Source organism: Streptomyces otsuchiensis, from assembly GCF_004305975.1.
Lineage (GTDB): Bacteria > Actinomycetota > Actinomycetes > Streptomycetales > Streptomycetaceae > Streptomyces > Streptomyces otsuchiensis.
In genome coordinates this window covers 1-19,932 of record NZ_BHZI01000093.1, presented here as the reverse complement: position 1 = coordinate 19,932, position 19,932 = coordinate 1, and the positions used below count along the sequence as shown (strand labels likewise).

Sequence of the window (19,932 nt, the reverse complement as noted above, 5' to 3'; positions counted from 1 at the left end):
GTCCCCCTCGGGTGACGTCACCCCGCCGGCCGCGCCCGGCACGCCCCCGATCCGCGTCGTCCTCGTCGACGACCAGGCGCTGTTCCGCGAAGGCGTCTCCGTCATGGTCAACGCCCAGCCGGGCATGGAGGTGGTCGGGCAGGGCGGCGACGGCCACGACGCGATCCGGCTGGTGGACGAGGTGAGCCCGGACGTGGTGCTGATGGACGTGCGCATGCCCGGCATGGACGGTGTGGAGGCGACGCGGCAGATCTTCTCTCCCGCCCGCGCCGCACGCCGCGAACGCCCGGTGCGGGTGGTCGTGCTGACCACCTTCAACCTCGACGACCGCGCCGCGACCGCCATCCGCTACGGCGCCAGCGGCTTCCTCCTCAAGGACACCACCCCGCTGATGCTGCGCGACGCCATCCGCACCGTGCACGCCGGGAACGCCGTGCTGGCACCGCAGGACCTCGCCGCGCTGCTGGAGGGCACCTTCCGCACCCGCCGCCCCACACCGCCCGGGCTGGACGCCCTGACCGAGAAGGAGCGCGAGGTCCTGGCGGCGGTGGCCGAGGGCCTGAGCAACGCGGAGATCGGGCAGCGGGTGTTCGTCAGCGAGTCCACCGTCAAGTCCCACGTCGGCGGCATCCTGCGCAAGCTCGGCCTCCGCGACCGGGTGCAGATCGTGGTCTTCGCCCACGAGCACGGCCTGACCGAACCCGGCCAGCCCGGCTGACGGCGCGGCACATCCCCCGGTGCTGTGCCCACCGCCCCGCCCCGCTGCTCCCGGAACCGGCGGGAGCAGCGGGGCGGTTTCCCAGGGGCTCAGCCGGTCGTCGCCGGCTGCGCCTCTGCCCGCGCACCGGACACGACTGTTGCGCGGCGCGCGGGACGGCGCTCCAGCGGCAGCACCACGCTGGTGAAGAACCGGTCCACGGCGTCGTCCACGCTGCGGATGAAGCTGGACTCCGCTGTGCCCCGGGTGTTGCCCATGCCCTTGAACAGCGACAGCCGGAAGCCGGTGATCGCCGCAGTCCCGGACGGCAGCAGGTCGGCGGGTTCGGGGCGCAGCCGTTCCAGCGTGCCTCGCGGCCCGGCCTGGTTGTCGGCCAGCAACGTCTCCACATGGAGGTCCGCGGGCGCGTCGGCCAGCTGCCGCACCAGCCGCTTGGCCCATGTCAGGGGGTAGCCCTGTTCGGGGGCCGGCACCTCGATCGAAGTCCGGACCCGGGCGGTCCGGAAGTCGGCTGTGAGGGACAGAGGGCCGGGAGCGTCCTCCACACGTAGCGCGGCCTGCAACCGTCCGTCCGTGCAGAGTTCGTCGGCCAGGGCGAGCCGCCGTGCGTGTGGGTCGGTTCCGCGTCGAGTCCGCTGCACCGGAAGCACTCGGCGTCCGATCTCGCCGCCGAGCCGCAGGCTGACCTGGCGGATCAGCCGCTCCCAGCTGCCGACCACCTCGACCGCACGCGGATCGCCGGGGCACAGCGTCTCGTCGTCGATCCCGTTGCGCACCGGTACCCAGGCGGGTCCCATGTTCTGGAAGCCGTGACAGCCGGAGTTGTCGTGCTGCAGGTAGTGCAGCAATTCCTGGAGCAGCCAGTAGTGGGCGGTGTTCCCCACCCCTTCGTGGCGCACGAGCATCTGTGCCTGGTGGGTGACCTCCGCCCAGGACAGATGCCAGAGGGCGACCTTGTGTTTCCGGCGCCCGTCGGTGCGGATCTCGACCAGGGGGCTGCCCTCCAGAGCGACATCGTTGGAGAGGGTGATGACCGCTTCGTAACCGCGCCGGGTGGCGATGTCGGCGTAGTCCTGTACCTGTTCCGGCTTCAGCGGGTTTCCGTTGGTCTTCGTCTCCACCAGTGCGGTCCACAGCTTTCCGGCGCGTTCGACCCGGATGACGCCGTCAGGCCGCCTGGGCGCGTCCCCGTGCGGTAGCGAGACCTCGGTGAACGCCTCCATCCGCCCGGCGGGCGCCCCGAACCCCGCCGTCAACCGGCGTCCGAACTCGGGGACCTGGCTCATCACCGACAGCAACACGGAGGTGGCGCGGGCCTCCCGCTCTCGGTCGCTCTTGAGGGAGGAGACGGGGAAGAGCCGCGACGAGCGCCAGCTGTCGTTCTCCGCGAGGGACTTGCGGGGTTTCGGCAGCGTCGCCTTTCGGCGGGCCGTGCGCGGCCGCCGGGTCGTGGGCCGCCCGTCCGGTTCCGATCCGGTGCCGGGGTCGGGGTCGGCCCGCGTCGCGTCCTTGTCCGGGGCGGCGGGCGGTGCTCCTGCCGCTGCGGAGTCCGCCGCGTCTCCCGTCTCCCCCGGCTGGCTTCCCGCCGCGTCGTTGTCGGGATGCTCGTCCGGGTGGTCCGATGCCAGGCCGTCCGGGTGGTTGTCCGGCGCGTCGTCCTCGACCTCGATGCCGAAATCCCCGGCGAGTCCGGCCAGCCCTGAAGCGTAGCCCTGACCGACGGCCCGGAACTTCCACTCGCCACCGCGCCGGTAGAACTCACCGAAGACGATGGCGCGTTCCTGCTCGGCGTCGGTGACGGTGAAACCGACCAGCTGCTCGCCCTCGGCGTCGGTGAGCCGCAGTCGCAGGTCGTCCAGCTCGCCGAAGCGGTCGGTGCCGTAGCGGCTGGCGGCGACCGCGATCCGGTCGACGGTCTCCGGCATCGCGGCGAGGTCCAGCGTGATCCGGTCCTCGCTGCCGGCGTCGGTCGGAGTCTTGCCGAGAAGTTGCACGCTGCCGTCGGCGGCGGCCGGGTTGTTGTAGAAGTAGAAGTCCGCGTCGCCCCGGACCCTGCCGCGGGCGTCCAGCAGGAGCACGGACACGTCCGCGTCGCCGTCGCCCGATTCGCTGCTCCAGCTCAGATGGACCATGATCGAACCGACCTGGTCCCGCAGCGAGGAGAGCGCGACGTTCGCGCCCTTCACCATTTCCTGCATCGGACCCCCAGGTGCTCGCAGTGTCATCCGCCGCGCACGCTGCGTGCGGGCCCACACGATAGGGACGCCGCTGGCCGCTCCGTGGCCGGATGCGGCGAATGAGACGAGACGGTGACCTTCGCCCTGGTGTCGTCCACAGCCTGTGGACGGCGGATTTCGTGGCGCCCGTGGTGCCCCTCGTGAGTCCTGGACGGACCGGGCGGTAGCGGCCGGGGTATTTGCCAACACTTCTTCGCAAAGAACTCTTCGCAAAGACTTCTTTGCGGTCTAGGGTGTGTCCATGCCTTCCACCGATCCGGCCCCCGGCGGCCGTCAGCCACGCAGCGAAGTCCGCCTCGACGCCAAGGGCCTGCGCGCCCTCGCCCATCCCCATCGTGTGCGGCTCCTGGGGCTGCTGCGCAGACACGGACCGTCGACGGCGACCCGGCTCGCGGACCGCCTGGACATCAACTCCGGCTCTGCCAGCTACCACCTCCGCCAGCTGGCGGACGCCGGGTTCGTCGCCGAGGACCAGGACCGTGGCAACGCCCGGGAGCGCTGGTGGGTGGCGGTTCACGAGAGCACCCGCTTCGACGACCACGACCTGCTCCGGCAGGAGCCCGAGGCGACGATGGCGTACGTCCAGGCGATTGAGGCCAACTACAGCGCACGGCTGCGCAAGAGCGTCACCGAGTACCCGACGATGCCGCGCGTCTGGCAGGAGGTGTACGGCCTCTCCGACATCATCTTCCGCCTCACTCCGGAGGAGGGGGCATCGCTCAGGGACGACATCGCCGGGATCATCGGGCGATACCGCCTGGACCGTCCCGGCAGCGAGGAGGACCTGCCCGAGGGCGCCGAGCGCGTCGAGTTCATCTCGATCGTGCTGCCTGACCCGCAGGAGGGCCACGAGGCTGACGATCCGGCCTCGCCGGACGGAGGGCCGGCGGCGTGAGCGTCGGCGTCGTGAGCGTCGGCAGCGCCGCCGGCAGCGAGGGCAAGCGGAGCCTGCGTCCGCTGGTGGGGCTGCTGGCCGCCATGGCCGTCGCTCTCACGGGTACCCGTGTCTCGGCGATCGCCCTGCCCTGGTTCGTGCTGGTCACCACCGGCAGTGCGACCCTCACGGGGCTGGTGGCCTTCTGCGAGATGGCGCCCTATGTGCTGGCCAAGGCCCTGTCCGGGCCGGTCCTGGACCGCATCGGTACCCGGGTCGTCTCCTGGACCGCCGACCTCGCCAGCGCCGTGGCCGCCGCCGTCGTGCCCGTTCTCCATCTGATGGGCCTGCTGCCGTTCTGGGCGCTGCTGGTGCTGGTCGCGGTGATCGGCGCGGTCCGGGGCCCCGGCGACCTGGCCAAGCAGGTCATGGTGCCGGAGGCGGCCGACCGCAGCGGTGTGGTGCTGGAGCGGGCCACCGGCCTCTCCGGGGTGACCGAGCGGCTGGCGTCCACCGTCGGCCCGTTCGCGGGCGGGCTGCTCATCGCGGTGACCAGCCCGGTGGCCGGTCTGATGGTCAACGCCGTCTGCTTCGCGCTGGGCGCGGTGATCGTCTCGCTGCTGCTGCCGCGCGCGATGGGGCGGACACCGCGGCCCGAGTCGCCGGCCGGGTCCGGCCCGGCCGGCGGGGCCCCGCCTGCGCGGGACGAAGCAGTGGGCTACTGGCGCCAGTTGGGCTCCGGCTTCCGCTACCTGCGCACCGAGAGGCTACTGCTGACCATCTATCTGATGGTCGCCGTCACCAACCTGCTCGACGCCGCCTTCTCGGCGGTGCTGTTGCCGGTCTGGGCGAACGAGTCCGGCAACGGCCCGGCGGCGATCGGACTTGTCGCGGCGGCCGGTGGTGGTTCGGCGGTCGTCGGCAGCCTCATCGCGGCGGGCCTCGCGCACCGACTGCGTCGCCGGCCCGTCTTCTTCTTCGGCTTCCTGTTCGCGGGGGCGCCGCGCTTCCTGGTGCTGGCGCTGGACGTGCCGCTGTGGGTGGTGGTCACGGTCTTCGTCGTGAGCGGCTTCGGGGGCGGCTTCCTCAATCCGATCATCGCCGCGGTCTGCTTCGAACGGGTCCCCCGGGCGATGCTGGGCCGGGTCGTCTCCCTCGGCGGCTCGCTCGCCTGGGCCGGTATCCCGCTGGGCGGGCTGATCGGCGGCGTGGGTGTCACCGCGCTGGGCCTGACGACGGTGCTGGTGATCGCGGCGGCCGCCTACTTCCTCGTCACCACGCTCACCGGCCTGCGCCACGAGTGGCGGGAGATGGACGCCCGGAGGATGGCGGCTCGTGCGGCGGACGCCCCGGCCGACGGGGACCCGCCCGCCGGGGTTTCGGGCGACCCGGGGGCGGTCGGACCGTCTCCGGTCGGACCGCCCCCGGGCGACCCGGCTCCGGCCGGACCGCCACCGGGCGAGCCGGGCCCGGAGGTACGGACGCCGGCCGCCTCCGGGGACCGCTGACAGGTTCCGCCGCACTCGCCGTCGTGGCCGGCCGACAGCGCCCGCGACACGCCGGAACCGGCGTGTCGCGGGACAACCCGCGTTGCCGATGGTGCTGCTGAGAGCGGCGCACGCCCCCGGGCTCGCGCCCCTCATCGCGCCAGCCAACACGGCCAAACGACGGCCGTCTCCCACCGCTAATCCAAGGGGCGTGCAGTGGCTTTCAGTTTGTATGACCTTTCTGTCGTCGGGATGGCGGCGTCAGCACCCGGGTAGTTCCCGGCCGTCCGGGTGACCGGACTGCCGAACAGCTCAGGGAGGGCTCCCCGGTGGCACCACAGCCGTTCAACCTGCCCGACTTCTACACCCCCTATCCGCCGCGGCTCAGCCCGCACGTGGAGCAGGCGCGCGAGCACAGCCGCGCCTGGGCCCGGCGGATGGGGATGCTGGAGGGGTCGGGCATCTGGGAGCAGCGCGATCTCGACGCCCACGACTACGCGTTGCTGTGCGGGTACACCCACCCGGACACCGACGCGGAGATGCTCAGCCTCATCACCGACTGGTACGTGTGGGTCTTCTTCTTCGACGACAACTTCCTGGAGGCGTTCAAGCGCACCCAGGACCGGGCGGGCGGCAAACACCACCTCGACCGGCTGCCCGCCTTCATGCCGATGGACCTCACCGCGGGCTTCCCCGAACCGGAGAACCCCGTGGAGGCCGGTCTCGCCGACCTCTGGCGCCGCACGGTCCCGTCCCGTTCGGCGGACTGGCGCGCCCGCTTCGCCGAGTCGACCGAGCACCTGCTGAACGAGTCCCTCTGGGAGCTGTCCAACATCAACGCGGGCCGGGTCGCCAACCCGGTGGAGTACATCGAGATGCGCCGCAAGGTCGGTGGCGCCCCCTGGTCGGCCGGGCTCGTGGAACACGCGGCCGGTGCCGAGGTACCCGCGGCGGTCGCATCCTCCCGGCCGCTGCGGGTACTGCGTGACGCCTTCTCCGACGCCGTCCACCTGCGCAACGACCTCTTCTCCTACCAGCGGGAGGTGGAGGACGAGGGTGAACTGAGCAACGGCGTACTGGTGCTGGAACGCTTCCTGAACTGCACCACACAGGAGGCGGCCGACGCGGTCAACGACCTCCTCACCTCGCGCCTCCAGCAGTTCGAGCACACGGCACTCACCGAACTCGCCCCGCTCTTCGTGGAGTACGGACTGGACCCGGCCTCCTGCGCCGACGTCCTCGCCTACGCCAAGGGCCTCCAGGACTGGCAGTCCGGCGGCCACGAATGGCATCTGCGGTCCAGCCGCTACATGAACGACGGCGGCGCTGCGGCCGGTTCGGGTTCGCCGCTGACCGGCGGCTGGTCACCACCGGGCCCCAGCGGGCTCGGCACGACCGGCCAGGCCGTGCTGACGGCCCAGGTCAAGGCCGCACTCGGCAGCGCCCGTTCGGGGCTGCGCGGTCTGCGGCGCCACGCCCACGTCCCGCACCAGCGCGTCGGCCCCTCGCTGCTGCCCGACTTCGACATGCCGTTCACGGTCCGGCTCAGCCCGCACCTGGACACCGCACGCCGCGCCACCGTCGAATGGGGCGAGCGCATGGGGCTGCTCCAGCCCCAACCGGGCGTGCCGGCCTCCGACATCTGGGACGCCCACCGGCTGGCCGGGTTCGACTTCCCGCTCTGTGCCGCGGGCATCCACCCCGACGCCACCTCCGAGGCGCTGGACCTCAGCTCGCAGTGGCTGGCCTGGGGCACCTACGGCGACGACTACTTCCCGGTGGTCTTCGGCCGGACCCGCGACGTCGCCGGCGCACGCGCCTGCAACGCCCGGCTGGCGCTCTTCATGCCGCTGGACGGCCCACCGACCGCGCTGCCCGCCAACGCGCTGGAACGCGGCCTCGCCGACCTCTGGGCACGGACCACCGCGCCCATGCCGCCGTCGGCCCGCCGGTCCTTCCGCGCCTCGCTGGAGTCGATGACCGCCAGCTGGATCTGGGAGCTGGAGAACCAGGCCGCCCACCGCGTACCGGACCCGGTGGACTACATCGAGATGCGGCGGCAGACCTTCGGCTCCGACTTCACCATGAGCCTGTGCCGGCTGCGCCGGGCGGACGTGATCGGCCCGGAGGTGTACGCGAGCGGCCCCGTCCGCTCGCTGGAGAACGCCGCCGCCGACTACGCCTGCCTCATCAACGACGTCTTCTCGTACCAGAAGGAGATCGAGTTCGAGGGGGAGGTGCACAACGGCGTCCTGGTGGTGCAGAACTTCTTCGGCTGCGACTACCCGACGGGCCTGGGCATCATCGACGACCTGATGCGCTCCCGCATGGCCCAGTTCCAGCACGTCGTCGCACACGAACTCCCCGGCCTCTACGACGACCTGGGGCTCAGCCCCGAGGCCCGGCAGGCCATGGGCGACTACGTCACGGACCTGGAGAACTGGCTCTCCGGCATCCTGCTCTGGCACCAGGACTGCCGCCGCTACCGCGAGGAGGACTGCCTGGAGGCGGCCGAGGCACAGGCGCACGCGGCGGCGCCGCCGGTGCCCGAGGGGCCGGGCCCGCTGCTCACCCAGGTGCCCGCCTCGGCGGCGGTGCCGTCCGTCCCCGCGCGGGTCACCACCCCGGCGCCCCCGTGGTCCGCGCCCCCGGCGCCGGCCGGGCTCGTCCAGGTGGCACGGAGCGAGGTGGTCACCGAGGACGCCGCGGTACCGGTCAGTGCCGCCGCGTCGCCAGCGGTCGTGCCGGCCGGAGCGGTCGTGCCGGCCGGAACCGTCGTGCCGGCCGGAGCTGTCGTGTCGGCCGGACCCACCGCCTGGTCGGCGCTGGCGTTGCCGACCGGGCCGAGCGGCATCGGCACCGCGGCGCTGCGCGTCGCCCCGCCCCGCTAGCCGCTCGTCCGCCCTTCCGGCTCGCCCTCCCGCCCCTCGGCCGCGCCCGGCTCGGGGGTGCGGGCCGGGCGGGCCGGGCCTACGCTCGAAGGTACGGCGGGCCCGCCGGTCGATGAGGCGTGCCCGTCGCTCGGGAAGCTGGACCAGTCGCTCGGGGAGTAGCTGAGAGGGCGATCGACCATGACGCTGCCGGCGCCGGACGAGGCGCGCGAGATCGCGGCCGAGGGATGGATCTGGGGTCATCCGCTGCTGGAGAGCTACCGCGTGCTGCGGACGGAGGCGATCGGCACGGTCGGCCCCGGCCACACGGGCGGCTTCGGACGGTTCCACCACCGGTCCCGCCCGTCCCGCTCGTCAGGGCCGACCCGCTCGTCAGGGCCGACCCGCCCGTCAGGGCCGACCCGCCCGTCCGCGCGGACCAGCCCGTCCGTGCCGACCGGCCGCGGTATCGCCGTGGCCGCCCCGGACGAGGAGACGGCGCCCTCGCGGGCCTGGCTCGACCTCCGTGCGGAACCCTGGGTGCTCTCCGTACCGGAAACCGACCGCTACTACGTGCTGCCGTTCCACGACCTCGACACCGCCGTCATCGGCCTCGTCGGCTCCCGCACCAACGCCGGCCGGGCCGGTGACCACCTGGTGGCCGGCCCCGACTACGACGGGCCGGTACCCGACGGGCTCGACGGTGTGATGTGCGCGGCGACCAACCTCGTCGGATGCCTGGGCCGGACCCGTTCCTACGGTCCGGACGACGCCGCCGGACTCCGCCGGGTCCAGCACGGCTACCGGCTGCGCCCGCTCAGCGAGTACACCGGCGACCGGCCGCCGCCACCCGCCCCCGCGCTCACCTGGCCCGAGCTGAGCGAGGACGACCTCGCCACCCCCGCCTTCTTCACCCTGCTGGACTTCCTGCTCGGCTTCTTCCCCGTCCTGCCCTCCGAACGTGAGCTGCGCGCCCGGCTGGCCCGGCTCGGGGTCGACGGCGGCGGGAGGTTCGACCCCGCAGCCCTGCCCGGGCCGGTGCGCGCGGCAGTGGCCGACGGCGTCGCGGACGCCCACGCCCGGCTGGCCGCCGCCGACCGGGGCACGACCGACGCCGGTGTCCGCGGCCGGTTCGGGAACCGTGAACGGCTCGGCGACGACTACCTGAACCGCGCTGTCGGCGCGGCCCGGCGACTCCACGGGCTGCCCGTGGAGGAGCTGTGGTCCACCACCTGGAGCCGTGACGCCGACGGCAACTGGCCCACCGATGCCGCCCATCGCGACTTCCGGCTGCGGTTCGCCCCCGACGGACTGCCGCCCGCCCGCTGCTTCTGGTCCCTCACCCTGTACGGGTCGCCAGGGCACCGCCCGGTGACCGACCCCGCCGGCCAACGCTTGGTCGACCAACACCCCGCCGGCCGTCACCACGTCGGCTCCGATACCGCGGGCCTGGTCCGCGACCCGGACGGCGGCCTGACGCTGGCCGTCGGTCACCTGCCGCCGGACGACCCGGGCGCCCGCGCCAACTGGCTGCCCGCTCCGGACGGTCCGTTCGCACTGGTCCTGCGGATCTACGGGCCCGGACCGGCCGTACTCGACGGCACCTGGCAGCCCCCGCCCCTCGCCGTGACCCCCCGGCACCCGATGCGGCGTGGCGGCCCGCGGCGAGCGACCGCCGCACCGGCGACGGGCCGGTCCGAGCACCTGGCGGGCACCGGCGAGGCGTAGCCGGACATCCCCTCCCGCACCACCGTCAATCCGTCGGGTGGGCTGCCCCGTGCCGGCGGCCCGGCCGATTTCGTGAAGTTCCTGTGATCAACTCATTGCCCTCGGCGGGTTGATCCGGGCAGTTCACCCGGGAGAGGATTGACGTTCCCCGTGCCCCAGGCGAGACGACGGCGGTGCCGGGAGCGTCTTCCGTGTTCTTCGGCAGGTCCGCCGAGAGCGCAGGGGGGCTCTGGGACAGACGGAGACAGGCGGTGCGGATGGCGGCGGTGTGCCCGGCGGCAAGAAACCCACGCGCGCCGTACAACCAACGCGGGGGAGCGCGTGTCCAACCTACGTGGCAGAGGTACTGGAATTCACCGCACCCGTACGCCGGCCGGCCGTCGCTCCCCGTCCCGCTGCGGGCTTCCCGGTGATCGCCCCGATACCCGCCCGGGACGCGGCGCAGGTCCGCCTGCCGGGCGAGGACGTGGACGCCTCGATGGCTGAGGGCACCACGGTCGACCACCTCACCGCCACCTACCAGCAGCACTACCGCTCTCTCCTCGGCCTCGCCGCGCTCCTGCTCGACGACACCGCCTCCTGCGAGGACGTCGTCCAGGAGGCGTTCATCCGGGTGCACTCCGCGCGCCGCCGCGTGCGCGACCCCGAGAAGACCCTCGCCTATCTGCGGCAGACCGTCGTCAACCTCTCCCGCTCGACGCTGCGTCGGCGCATCCTGGGCGTCAAGCTGCTCTCCAAGCCGATGCCCGACATGGCGAGCGCGGAGGAGGGCGCCTACGACGAGCTGGAGCGGGCCGACCTGATCAAGGCGATGCGCGGCCTCCAGCGGCGTCAGCGCGAGGTGCTGGTGCTGCGCTACTTCGCGGACATGTCCGAGGCGGAGGTCGCCCGGACGCTGGGCATATCGACCGGTTCGGTCAAGGCGTACGGCTCGCGGGGCATCGCCGCTCTCCGGGTCGCCATGGGGGCGCACCAATGACGACAGGCCAGCCGGGGCCGGAGAACCACGGCCCACACGACGAATCCCGGCACACGGAGCCGGCCGACGGCGTCGGTGGCGGCCCGGTCCCGCCGAGGCAGGCGGACGACGACGCGACCGCGGACGACGCTGCCGAGGCCGCCGACAACGCCCCGGTACCGGATAGAACCGCGGCCCTCGACCAGCCGTCACTGTCTCCCGCCTCGTCGCCGAGCGACCCGGCGAGTTCGGCCGACGGCAGCGAGAAGCGCACCGACGGCACCGCCGCGCGCCGTGACGGCGCCGATCCCGCCGATAGCGCCGGTCCCGCCGGCGGCACCGGTCCCGCTGACACGGCCGCCGCCCCCGAGCCGGGGCGCGACTCCGGGGTTCCGGGCGAGGCGGCGCTGCTCGCCGCCGTCCTCGGTTCCGCCGCACCGCCGAAGGCCGCGATCTCGCGCGAGGCCGAAGAGGACATCCTCCGTCGGCTGCTGCAGGACTCGGTCCGTGACCTCCGCCCGGCCGACGGGGCGCTCGACACCCTGCACCACGCGGTTCCCGTCCGTCGTCGGCAGCGACGGCGGCTGATGACGGCGGCGACCACCGTCGTCGTGCTCGCGGTCGGTGCCCCCGTGACCCTGCACACCGCCTCGGTCGTGGGCGACTCCGGCTCCCGCACGGTGGAAGCGGGGCACGACCAGCGGGCCGGCGGCTCCACGGGTGGGGACGGCCTCTCCGGCGACGGCCCCGGGTCGCCCGCCAACGGTGGCGAGCGCGGCGCCGCGCCGGGGGAGAGCCCTGAAGCCGCCGAGGAGTCGGGCGACGGGGACGATGCCGATCCGGGTGGCCCGGGCAGCCCCGACGAGGCCGGGTCGAGCGAGGCCGAGGGTTCGGCCGGTTCCTACCCGCGCTGCGACCGGGAGCAGTTGGGAAACGCGGTCACCGACGTGCGTTCCCCGGACGACACGGGGGTCATCTACGGCGCGATCCGGCTGTCGAACATCTCCGCCCTGACGTGCCGGGTCCGTGGCACCGACGAGCTGTCCGTGACGGCCGTCGTGATGTCCGAGACCTCCGCCGCCTCCGTGCCCCAGGTGGTGCTGCGCTCGGCGGGTGACCGCGCCCCCGGGCTGCCGCTCGCCGACGAGTGGCTGGAGGAACTGGTGCTGGCGCCCGGCGACGCGTACGAGGTGCGCTTCGCGTGGGTACCCAGCCGTAGCGCCGTCAACGGTGGCTGCTCGGTGCCGGACACCGAGACGCTGCCCGCCGACACCGGTTCGGCCGGTTCCGGCTCCGGCAGCACCGGTTCCGGCGGGTCCTCCCCGGGCTCGGGCACCTCCGGTTCCAGTGGTTCCAGCGGTTCCGGCGGCAGGGACGACAGCGAGACGGGAACGGCGACGATCGACGACGAGCCCGCAGCGGGCGGCGGTGGTGGCGGTGACGCCGCCGGCGGCGGTGCGTCCGGTGGTGGCGGTGACGACGACACCAACGGCTCGGAGGGTCCGGGCGACGACGGTTCGTCCGGCGGAGACGGCTCCGGCGGTGGCTCCTCGCCCGGGTCGGGCGGTTCGACCGGCTCGACGGGGTCCGGCGGCTCCTCCGGCAGTGACGAGGACGGTGTCGTGGTCCGCTACACGCCGGCGGCCGGTACACCGCGCGCCGCGCAGGTCGAGCTGCCCGGAGCGTGCTCGGGGAGCCTGCACCGCACCGGAGTCCTCGCCGTACCGTCAAGCTGACCTGACCTGACCTGACCTGACCTGACCCGAGCGGGTAGGTACCGGCCCCGGGCCGTGGTGAACGGGCTGGGCCCGGGTGCCGGGGAGGCGCCCGGTACCGTGGGGACGTGTACCGGTTTCTGCTGACCCCGCGCTGGTGGACGATCAACGTCTTCGTCGCGCTCGCGATCCCGTTCTGCCTCTTCATGGGGAGCTGGCAGCTCGGCAGGTTCGAGGACCGGGTCGACGGTCACCGCTCGCACCAGCAGCAGGCGGAGGCGGCGGTCAGCGCCGAGGCGGTACCGCTGGAGACGCTGCTGCCGCCGACGACCGACACCGTCGGTGAGGTCGGCTCCGTCGAGGGGCGGTACGACCCCGAGCAGGAACTCCTCGTCCCCGGCCGCACCCTGGACGGCGAGCGCGGATTCTATGTGCTGACCCCGCTGCTGCGGGACGACGGCGAGCCCGCGTTGCCGGTGGTGCGCGGCTGGCTCCCGGGCGAGCCGGACCCGGCGGTGGTGCCCGCCCCGGCCGACGGCGAGGTCACCGTGGTCGGCCTCCTCCAGGCCCCCGAGTCACCGCGCGCGGTCAGCGCCCCGACGGGGCTGCCGACCGGGCAGGTCGGTGTGATCGGCGCGGCGTCCCTGATCAACCTGCTGCCCTATGACGTCGAGAACGCGTGGATGACCGTGCGGGAGGTGGAGGAGCCGCTGACCGCGGTGCCGCCGGTCGCGCCCTCCGGGACCGGCCTCGACATCAAGGCGTTCCAGAACCTCGGTTACACCGCCGAGTGGTTCGTCTTCGCGGCGTTCACGGTCTTCATGTGGTTCCGGCTCTTCCGCCGCGAGGTGGAGACCGTCCGCGACGCGGAGCTGGGCATCCACCCGGACGGCGCGGCGCCCGGGGCCGCGCCCCGGGCCGACAGCGAAGCGGAGGCGGCGCCCGAGGACGGCGACCGCCGGGAGCCGGAGCTGTCCGGCTCGGCCGCCGGGACCACCACCACACCCCCCTCGGCCTGACAGCGGCGGCACCGAGCCCCGTCCCACCGCACCGCACCGCGCCGCACTCCACCCCACCTCACGCTTCCGGGCCGCGTACCCCGGTGGTGGGCCACCGAGGCACGCGGCCGGGGGTGCCGGATCAGCCCTCGTCGGTACCCGCCCGCGAGGTGGCCTTCTCCAGCATCCGCACGGCGAAGTCGATCTCCAGCGCGACCTGCTTGACGCGCTCGTCCACGACCAGTGACCCGTGCCCCGCGTCGTAGCGGTACACCTCGTGGACCGCGTCGCGCTTCCGCAGCCGCTCGATGTAGTTGTCGATCTGCCGGATCGGGCACCGAGGGTCGTTGACGCCGGCGGTGATGTACACGGGCGCCGTCACCTCGTCCACGTAGGTGATCGGGGAAGACGCCTCCCACCGCTCGGGGATCTCCTCGGGGGAGCCGCCGAACAGCGTGCGGTCCATCGCCTTGAGCGCCTCCATCTCGTCGTCGTACGCCGCCACGTAGTCCGCGACCGGCACCGCCGCCACGGCCACCGTCCACAGCTCCGGCCGTGTGCCGATGCCGAGGAGCGTGAGGTAGCCGCCCCAGGAACCGCCGGTGAGGACGATCCGCTCGGGGTCGGCGAGCCCGGTCTCCACCGCCCAGGCGCGCACCGCCTCGATGTCCTCCAGCTCGATCAGCCCGACGCGGTGCTTGAGCGCGTCGGTCCAGGCCCGGCCGTAGCCGGTCGAGCCGCGGTAGTTGACCCGGATCACGGTGAATCCCCGGTCCACCCAGGCCGCGGGCTGGGCCGCGAAGGCGTCACTGTCGTGCCAGGTCGGTCCGCCGTGGATGTCGAAGACGGTCGGGAACGGGCCCTCCCCCTCGGGCCGCTGCACCAGCGCGTGCACCTGCCCGCCCGGGCCCTCCACCCACACGTCGGTGACCGGCACCGAGTCGGGGGCGGTCATGCCCGGGGGGTCGAGCACCACGCCGCCACTGGTCGAGCGCAGCTGCGGCGGCCGGGCGGCGGAGGACCAGAGGTACTCGACGGTGCCGTCGGGGCGGGCGGTCGCGCCGGAGACGGTTCCGGCGGGCGTCTCGACACGGGTCAGCTCGCCGGCGGTCTGCCCGCCCGCGGTCCGCTCCCTGCCGGTCCGCTCCGCGGTGGTCAGTTCCAGTCGCCACAGCTCGCTGCGCGCCCGGTAGCTGTGGGCGAGCAGCAGGGCGGAGGCGTCCGGGTACCACTCGGCGTGCACGTCGCCGGGGAGGTCCAGGCCGAGATCGGTGACCTCGCCGGTCAGCGGATCCCAGATCATCGGCTCCCAGCGACCGCGCCGCTGGTGTCCGACGAGGAGCCGGGAGTCGCCGTCGACCGGGGCGAACCCCATGACGGAGAGGGCGAGTTCCTCCTCACCGCCGTTGGTGTCGTCCAGCTCGGCGACGGTCGAGCCGTCGACGCGCACCACGCGCACCGCCGAGTGCATGGCGTCGCCGTGCTCGGTGTGCTCGATGGCCAGCAGCGAACCGTCGTACGACAGGCCGGCGACGTCCGCGGTCTGGCGGTGACGATAGATCTCAACCGGCTCGGCGCCCGGCCGGGCCACATGGACCGTCGAGCCGTCCTCCTCGGTGATCCGGCCGACGACCGCCGTGCCGTCGCGGCCCAGGGACAGCCCGCCCGGGTAGGACGGCGCCAGGCCCGGGACGGCCGGCTCGGCGTCGCCGCCCTCGAACGGCTGGCGGACCCAGACCCCGAACTCGTCGCCGTCGGTGTCGCGGAACCACCACACCGAGGTGCCGTCGGGCGTCAGGGCGCCGTCGGTGGTGCCGTTGGGCCGGTTCGTCGCCTGCCGCTGGTCGCCGGTGGCACGGTCCCAGGTGTACAGCTCGAAGATGCCGGTGGCGTTGGAGACGAAGAGGGAGCGGTCGGGGGCGTCCTCGGCCCACTGCGGCAGCCCGGTGCGCGGTGCGCGGAACCGCTTCTCCCAGTCGGGCATCGCGGCGGTGCCGTCATGGGCGGCGGTGGTCGCGCCGTTCCCGGAGTCGTCCTGGTCCTGGTCGGCGCGCTCGGAGTGATCAGCCATGGCCCCATTGTGCTGCCTGCCCACGACAGCCCGGCAGCCACCGGGGGAGCGCGGCGGCGGGAGAGAACGGGGAGAGCTGTGGGGACGGACCCGTCCACGGTCCGCCCCCACACACCACGTCGCCGCGCCCGGTCGTGTCAGGACCCGGTCGGCTCCGCGTGCAGCTCGACCTGGATCTCCACCTCGACCGGCGCGTCGATCGGCAGCACCGCGACGCCCACGGCGCTGCGGGCGTGCGTACCGCGCTCGCCGAGGACCTCGCCCAGCAGCTCGCTGGCGCCGTTGACGACGCCCGGCTGACCGGTGAAGTCGGGTGCGGAGGCCACGAATCCGACGACCTTCACGACCCGGGCGACCCGGTCGAGATCACCGGCGACCGACTTCACGGCGGCCAACGCGTTCAGCGCGCAGGTGCGCGCCAGATCCTTGGCCTCCTCCGGCGTCACCTCCGCGCCGACCTTGCCGGTCAGCGGCAGCTTGCCGTCGACCAGCGGCAGCTGGCCCGCGGTGTAGACGTACGGGCCGGTCCGGACGGCGGGTACGTAGGAGGCGAGCGGGGCCGCCACCTCCGGTAGTTCCAGGCCGAGTTCGGCCAGCCGGGTCTCGGTGCGGCCCGTCACTGCTTGGGCCGCTTGAAGTAGGCGACGAGCTGCTCGGGGTTGGGCCCGGGGACGACCTGGACCAGCTCCCAGCCGTCCTCGCCCCACGTGTCCAGGATCTGCTTGGTGGCGTGCACCAGCAGCGGTGCGGTTGCGTATTCCCACTTGGTCATGGCCTGAACTCTAGACGCCGCCGCCGCGTGGGTCAGGTGGCGCGTTCCGCATGGTCCGAGCGCACGGTCCGGCGTGCGCTCGTGCGTGCGGTCAGGACGCCAGCCGCTCCGGCGCGTGGCGGCTCGTGAGGTGCGTGACGGCGGGTGGTACCGGCCGTCCGGGCTCCGGCCGCGCGGCGGCGCCCTGCCCGCCCGCACCCGCACCCGTGCCTGCGCCTGTGCCCGTGCCGTGCGGTGTGGCGGCGGTGTCCGTCCCCTCGTACTCGGCCTTGGCGGTGGCCAGCAGGCGGCGCCAGGAGGTGACGGTGGGGCGGCGGCGCAGCAGTGCGCGGCGCTCGCGTTCGGTCATGCCGCCCCAGACTCCGAACTCCGCCCGGCTGTCCAGCGCGTCGGCCAGGCACTCGGCCCGGACCGGGCAAGCGCCACAGACGGCCTTCGCGCGGTTCTGTGCCGCACCCTGGACGAACAGGTCGTCCGGGTCGGTGGTGCGGCAGGCCGCTTTGGCGTTCCAGTCAGTGACCCAGCCCATGCCAGTGCCGTCCTCTCACGTGATCCGAGGCTCCCCCAACGGCGGCAAGGGAGCGCGGGTCACGCCGGACCCGTGGAGTACGTCGGTCAGGCGGCTGTTCCACGCGTTCCGTGCTTGCCGGTTGAGGACGTTACGGTCTGCGGCCGGACGACAACACCCCCACGAGGTCTAAAGAAAAATGACCCGATCAGGCTATGTGCAATCGCAGAATCACTCTGCTGAGTGACGATGTGGTCGCCCGCCCTGACTGAGCAGCGGTCATATCGCACAAATAGGGCAGGGGTTCGACTCCGGCGGCAACTTCCGCCGTGGCGTGCGCGCTACGGCGTCACTCCGGAGAGTGATGCAGGGCTTGACCCCGGCCCCGGTGTATGGGACACGCGTGCAGCGTAGGCGAACGTGTGGTCGCCTGTCCGGCGATCGGCCCCGTACGCTGGCTCCCATGAGCAGGAAGCGAGTGGGCGGCGGTCTCGGTGCGGCGCAGCAGGGTGCGAAGTTCGTCGGGGTGAGCGTGCTGGCCGGCGCGGTGCTCGCCGGAATCGCGTTGCCGGCCGTCGGGGCGATCGGCCTGGCCGCGAAGGGCACCGTCGAGGGGTTCGACGAGTTGCCGGCCGACCTCACCAGACCGCCCCTGAGCCAGAAGACCGTGGTGCTCGACGCCGACGGCGGCAAGATCGCGGACATCTACGCCCGGAACCGCACCGTGGTACCGCTGGACGAGATCGCGCCCGTGATGCAGGAGGCGCTGATCGCGATCGAGGACGCCCGGTTCTACGAGCACGGCGCGATCGACGTGCGCGGTGTCGCCCGCGCGCTCAACAGCAACCTCGACAGCGGCACCACCCAGGGTGCGTCGACCCTGACCCAGCAGTACGTGAAGAACGTCTTCGTCGAGGCCGCGGGTGACGACACCGACCTCGTCGCGGAGGCGACCGAGAAGAAGATCGGCCGCAAGATCCGCGAGCTGAAGTACGCCATCCAGCTCGAGGAGGAGCTGGGCAAGGACCAGATCCTGGAGAACTACCTCAACATCACGTTCTTCGGGCAGCAGGCGTACGGCGTGGAGGCCGCCTCCCAGCGGTACTTCTCCAAGTCGGCCAGCGAACTGGAACTCCACGAGGCCGCGTTGCTCGCCGGTCTGGTGCAGTCCCCGACGCGCTACGACCCGATCAACGCCGAGGAAGAGGCCGTCAAGCGACGGAACATGGTCCTCCAGCGCATGGTCGAGACCAAGGACATCACCCAGGAGGAGGCCGACGAGGCCGTCGGGCGGGAGCTGGGGCTCAACGTCAGCCAGCCGCGCCAGGGTTGCATCACCGCCGTCCACGACGCCGGCTTCTTCTGCGACTACGTGCAGCGCGAGTTCCTGCAGAACCCGGTCTTCGGCGAGGACAGCGCCGAGCGCAAGGCCCGCTGGGAGCTGGGCGGCCTGACCATCCGCACCACGCTGCGCCCGCAGGCGCAGAAGGCCGCGTCCGAAGCCGCCAAGAACGGCGCGCACGCCGACGACCAGGCCACCGCCGCCGTCGTACAGGTCGAGCCGGGCACCGGCCACATCATCTCGATGGCGCAGAGCCGGCCCTACGGCAACGACGGCGACCAGTTCCAGACCACGCTGAACCTCAACACCTCCGGCGCGATGGGCGGCGCCACCTACGGCTTCCCGCCCGGCTCGACCTTCAAGCCGGTCACCGCCGCCGCGGCGCTGGAGGCCGGCGTCAGCCCGGCGAAGGAGTACTCCAGCGACTACGAGATGGAGATCGAGGAGTCGGCCTTCCGCAACTGCGACGGCACCGCGTCCGGCAACGCCCTCTGGGAGCTGAAGAACGAGTCCCAGACCATGACCGGCACGTGGGACATGACCGACGCCCTCGGCAAGTCCATCAACACCTACTTCGTCATGCTGATGGAGGAGTCCGGGCTCTGCGAGACGGTCACCATGGCGGAGAAGCTGGGCATCCGGAAGGGCGCCGACGAGTCGCCGCTGAACGCCTACCCGTCGGTGACCCTCGGCGGGCAGGAGACGACCCCGCTGATGATGGCCAACGCCTACGCGACGTTCGCCAACCGCGGTGAGCACTGCGAGCCGGTCTCGATCGTCGGCGCCAGCGACGCGTTCGGCAACGAGTACGCGGTGCCGGAGACCGAGTGCCAGCGCGTGATGTCGGCCGAGAACGCCGACCTCATCAACGCCATGCTCGCCGGCGTCGTCGAGGACGGCACCGGCCAGCAGGTCGGCCTCCAGGGACGGCAGAACGCCGGCAAGACCGGCACCACCGACGAGCGCCGGGACGTCTGGTTCGTCGGCTACACCCCGGACGTCTCCACCGCGGTCCGGGTGGGCGGCATCGACCCCTTCCCCATGGAGAACTTCACGCTGGCCGGCAACTGGGTCGAGAAGGCGGGCGGCGGCAGCGTCGCCGGCCCGATCTGGCGGCAGGCGATGAACGGCGCGCTGGAGGGCATCCCCGCCAGCGAGTTCAACAAGGTCGACCTGCCGCGCGGCGGCGGGGACGACGATGACGACAACGACGGTGACGGCGACAACGACTCGGAGAGCGACAGAGGCCGCCCCGGCAACAACTCCGACAACCGTGGCGACCGCGGCCGCGGCCCGGGTGGCGACGGTCCCGGTGGCAACGGTCCGGGCGGCAACGGTCCCGGCGGCAACGGTCCCGGCGACTGGGACTGGAACGACTGGGACTGGGACGACTTCGAGTGGGACTGACGGGCTGACCGACAGGCAGGCGGGTGGCCGCTGACCGAGGCCGTGCCCCGGCCGACGTCCTCCACGTCCCCCCGCCGCTCCGTTCCGCACAGCACAGCACAGCACAGCACAGCACAAACGGCGGGCGCGGGGGCCCCCCCCCCCCCGGCCCCCCCCCCCCCCCCCCCCGCCGCCCGCCTCTACCTCTGCACCGACGCCCGCCGCGCCCAGGGGGACCTCCCCGAGTTCCTCGACGCGGTCCTGGCGG

General features: G+C 73.0%; 14 protein-coding genes and 1 pseudogene. 10 read left to right on the top strand and 5 right to left on the bottom strand.

What is annotated here, in order from left to right:
- Positions 1-49 precede the first annotated feature (49 nt).
- Entirely contained in the window at positions 50-718 is a 669-nt protein-coding gene (locus E0D90_RS11255) for a response regulator (protein ID WP_227870137.1), read from the top strand.
- 89 nt (positions 719-807) lie between these two features.
- Here the strand turns inward: E0D90_RS11255 and E0D90_RS11250 are convergent, their stop codons facing one another.
- Entirely contained in the window at positions 808-2,907 is a 2,100-nt protein-coding gene (locus E0D90_RS11250; RefSeq protein WP_130797680.1) for a TerD family protein, read from the bottom strand.
- Between the two features lie 289 nt (positions 2,908-3,196).
- Between E0D90_RS11250 and E0D90_RS11245 the strand changes: the two genes are divergently transcribed.
- The 7 genes from E0D90_RS11245 (at position 3,197) to E0D90_RS11215 (ending at position 13,606) form a co-directional block, all read left to right on the top strand.
- Entirely contained in the window at positions 3,197-3,850 is a 654-nt protein-coding gene (locus E0D90_RS11245) for a winged helix-turn-helix domain-containing protein (protein WP_130797678.1), read from the top strand.
- Between the two features lie 83 nt (positions 3,851-3,933).
- Positions 3,934-5,337, top strand: coding sequence for an MFS transporter (locus E0D90_RS11240; protein WP_130797686.1), 1,404 nt, complete (start codon positions 3,934-3,936; stop codon positions 5,335-5,337).
- Positions 5,338-5,645: 308 nt separating this feature from the next.
- Complete coding sequence (locus E0D90_RS11235; protein WP_227870135.1) at positions 5,646-8,207, top strand: terpene synthase family protein; 2,562 nt, start codon at positions 5,646-5,648, stop codon at positions 8,205-8,207.
- Between the two features lie 180 nt (positions 8,208-8,387).
- Complete coding sequence (locus E0D90_RS11230; protein WP_130797676.1) at positions 8,388-9,914, top strand: DUF1254 domain-containing protein; 1,527 nt, start codon at positions 8,388-8,390, stop codon at positions 9,912-9,914.
- Positions 9,915-10,248: 334 nt separating this feature from the next.
- Positions 10,249-10,893 carry a SigE family RNA polymerase sigma factor gene (locus tag E0D90_RS11225; RefSeq protein ID WP_130797674.1) on the top strand — a complete coding sequence of 215 codons (645 nt, stop codon included), beginning with the start codon at positions 10,249-10,251 and terminating at the stop codon, positions 10,891-10,893.
- Complete coding sequence (locus E0D90_RS11220) at positions 10,890-12,608, top strand: hypothetical protein (protein ID WP_130797672.1); 1,719 nt, start codon at positions 10,890-10,892, stop codon at positions 12,606-12,608. The genes E0D90_RS11225 and E0D90_RS11220 overlap by 4 nt, the downstream gene beginning before the upstream one ends.
- A gap of 107 nt (positions 12,609-12,715) precedes the next feature.
- Positions 12,716-13,606 carry an SURF1 family protein gene (locus E0D90_RS11215; protein ID WP_130797670.1) on the top strand — a complete coding sequence of 297 codons (891 nt, stop codon included), beginning with the start codon at positions 12,716-12,718 and terminating at the stop codon, positions 13,604-13,606.
- 121 nt (positions 13,607-13,727) lie between these two features.
- On the opposite strand, the gene E0D90_RS11210 is transcribed toward E0D90_RS11215, so the two are convergent.
- The 4 genes from E0D90_RS11210 to E0D90_RS11200 all read right to left on the bottom strand — a co-directional run bounded on the left by E0D90_RS11210 (position 13,728) and on the right by E0D90_RS11200 (position 16,957).
- Positions 13,728-15,569, bottom strand: coding sequence for a S9 family peptidase (locus E0D90_RS11210; RefSeq protein ID WP_130797684.1), 1,842 nt, complete (start codon positions 15,567-15,569; stop codon positions 13,728-13,730).
- 224 nt (positions 15,570-15,793) lie between these two features.
- Positions 15,794-16,276 carry a RidA family protein gene (locus tag E0D90_RS11205; protein ID WP_103502636.1) on the bottom strand — a complete coding sequence of 161 codons (483 nt, stop codon included), beginning with the start codon at positions 16,274-16,276 and terminating at the stop codon, positions 15,794-15,796.
- A complete protein-coding gene (gene sp36 / locus E0D90_RS27180) occupies positions 16,273-16,428 on the bottom strand; it encodes a Sp36 family protein (RefSeq protein ID WP_167967906.1) in 156 nt (51 codons plus the stop codon). The genes E0D90_RS11205 and sp36 overlap by 4 nt, the downstream gene beginning before the upstream one ends.
- A 91-nt stretch (positions 16,429-16,519) precedes the next feature.
- Positions 16,520-16,957: a WhiB family transcriptional regulator gene (locus E0D90_RS11200; protein WP_130797668.1), complete on the bottom strand. Its 438-nt coding sequence runs from the start codon at positions 16,955-16,957 to the stop codon at positions 16,520-16,522.
- Between the two features lie 442 nt (positions 16,958-17,399).
- On the opposite strand from E0D90_RS11200, the gene E0D90_RS11195 reads away from it, so the two are divergent.
- Complete coding sequence (locus E0D90_RS11195) at positions 17,400-19,685, top strand: transglycosylase domain-containing protein (protein WP_130797666.1); 2,286 nt, start codon at positions 17,400-17,402, stop codon at positions 19,683-19,685.
- A gap of 42 nt (positions 19,686-19,727) precedes the next feature.
- Positions 19,728-19,932: pseudogene (locus E0D90_RS28595) on the top strand (hypothetical protein); the annotation flags it as partial.

Coding starts and splice junctions, on each gene's coding strand:
- sp36 (WP_167967906.1), bottom strand. CDS start 16,428: ATGACCAAGTGGGAATACGCAACCGCACCGCTGCTGGTGCACGCCACC.
- E0D90_RS11230 (WP_130797676.1), top strand. CDS start 8,388: ATGACGCTGCCGGCGCCGGACGAGGCGCGCGAGATCGCGGCCGAGGGA.
- E0D90_RS11250 (WP_130797680.1), bottom strand. CDS start 2,907: ATGGTGAAGGGCGCGAACGTCGCGCTCTCCTCGCTGCGGGACCAGGTC.
- E0D90_RS11210 (WP_130797684.1), bottom strand. CDS start 15,569: ATGCCCGACTGGGAGAAGCGGTTCCGCGCACCGCGCACCGGGCTGCCG.
- E0D90_RS11240 (WP_130797686.1), top strand. CDS start 3,934: ATGGCCGTCGCTCTCACGGGTACCCGTGTCTCGGCGATCGCCCTGCCC.
- E0D90_RS11245 (WP_130797678.1), top strand. CDS start 3,197: ATGCCTTCCACCGATCCGGCCCCCGGCGGCCGTCAGCCACGCAGCGAA.
- E0D90_RS11195 (WP_130797666.1), top strand. CDS start 17,400: ATGAGCAGGAAGCGAGTGGGCGGCGGTCTCGGTGCGGCGCAGCAGGGT.
- E0D90_RS11200 (WP_130797668.1), bottom strand. CDS start 16,957: ATGGGCTGGGTCACTGACTGGAACGCCAAAGCGGCCTGCCGCACCACC.
- E0D90_RS11220 (WP_130797672.1), top strand. CDS start 10,890: ATGACGACAGGCCAGCCGGGGCCGGAGAACCACGGCCCACACGACGAA.